This window comes from Salipaludibacillus keqinensis, from assembly GCF_003226325.1.
In the GTDB taxonomy this organism is placed as follows: Bacteria; Bacillota; Bacilli; order Bacillales; family Salisediminibacteriaceae; genus Salipaludibacillus; species Salipaludibacillus keqinensis.
Genome location: NZ_PDOD01000010.1, coordinates 1 through 1871, shown reverse-complemented (window position 1 = coordinate 1871; position 1871 = coordinate 1). Strand labels below are relative to the sequence as shown.

The 1871-nt window shown below is 44.9% G+C and carries 1 protein-coding gene; it reads left to right on the top strand.

Going from position 1 to position 1871, the window contains the following annotated elements; genetic code table 11:
* On the top strand, nucleotides 1-1871 hold a 1871-nt coding region (locus tag CR194_RS20015; RefSeq protein ID WP_110612417.1), incomplete at both ends, for a (Fe-S)-binding protein.

Genomic DNA, 1871 nt, shown 5'->3' with positions numbered 1-1871 from the left:
ATGATGACCATGGTATTTGGACAAAAAAAATTATTGAAGGATAAGAAAAGCGGGATTATTCACGTCATGTTTTTCTATGGTTTTCTGTTAGTACAATTCAGTGCTATCGACGTGATTTGGAAAGGTTTGAACCCTGGAGGACATCTGCCACTGGGGCCGATCTATCCATTCTTCACCTTTTTCCAGGAACTTGTCGTATTGATGATCTTAGTGGCCGTTGTATGGGCATTCCACCGCCGGTATGTGGAAAAGCTCGTCCGACTGAAGCGAAATTTCAAAGCAGGTCTCGTTCTCATTTTCATCGGAGGACTGATGGTTTCCAAGTTGTTTGCAAAAGGCATGGAAATGATCTGGCTTGATAAATCGACTACAGCAGCAGAACCGATCGCCTCTGGAATTGCGACAGTTTTTGCCGGAATTAGCCCGACAGCAGCTGGTGCTGGATTCTTTGTCTTCTGGTGGGCGCATTTATTGTTCTTGCTTATCTTCTTGGTGTACATTCCGCAATCGAAGCATGCCCATCTAATTGCCGGGCCTGCGAATGTGTGGGTTGGACCGACACATAAAAGAGGACAGTTGGAAGCGATTAATTTCGAAGACGAAGAAGCTGAAAAGTTTGGGAAAAACCAAATTGAAGATTTTGATCAGAAGCAGCTGCTTGATTTGTATGCATGCGTAGAGTGCGGACGCTGTACGAATATGTGCCCGGCTACTGGGACAGGGAAAATGTTGTCCCCGATGGATTTGATTTTGAAAATGCGCGATCACTTAACTGATAAAGGAGCAGCGGTCACGTCAAGAAATCCTTGGATGCCAAGCTATGCCTTTGGTCACACACGAGGGAACCAATTGGCAGCGACGGGGACGGAAGAAGCGGCAGCAGCTCTTGATTTCAATCCTTATGATGTGAACTTGATTGGTGATGTCATTACCGAGGAAGAGATTTGGGCATGTACGACGTGTCGGAACTGTGAAGATCAATGTCCGGTAATGAACGAACACGTGGATAAGATCATTGATATGAGACGCTACCTTGTCTTAACAGAAGGGAAAATGGATCCCGATTCGCAGCGCACAATCAAAAATATTGAGAAGCAAGGAAATCCATGGGGAATCAATCGTAAAGAGCGAGAGATCTGGAGAGAAGGTCGCGAGGATATTGACGTTCCGACAGTGAAAGAAATGAAAAAACGTGGCGAAGAGTTTGAATACTTGTTCTTCGTAGGTTCAATGGGCTCTTATGATAAGCGAAGCCAAAAGGTCGCTCAATCCTTTGCGAAAATCATGAATGAAGCAGGAATCAAATTTGCTATTCTAGGAAACAAGGAAAAGAATTCAGGCGATACACCTCGCAGAATTGGGAATGAATTCTTGTTCCAAGAACTTGCAACAGCGAACATTCAAGAGTTTGAAAAGAACGACGTGAAGAAAATTGTGACGATGGACCCTCATACCTACAATACGTTTAAAAATGAATATCCCGACTTTGGACTGGAAGCCGAGATCTATCATCATACTGAACTTCTTTTTGACTGGATTCAAGAAGGACGAATTAAGCCGACGAACGAGGTGAAAGAACAAGTGGTTTACCACGATTCGTGTTACCTCGGCCGTTATAACGATGTGTATGACCCGCCGAGAGAAATTTTGAAAGCGATTCCTGGTGTGGAATTGGTGGAAATGGAACGCAATCGAGAAAATGGCATGTGCTGTGGCGCAGGCGGTGGGATGATGTGGATGGAAGAAGACACAGGCACCCGCGTGAACGAAGCGAGAACAGAACAAGCTCTTGCTACCTCTTCAAGCGTAATCGGCAGTGCTTGTCCATACTGTCTCACGATGTTAAGCGATGGAACAAAAGCGAAAGAAGT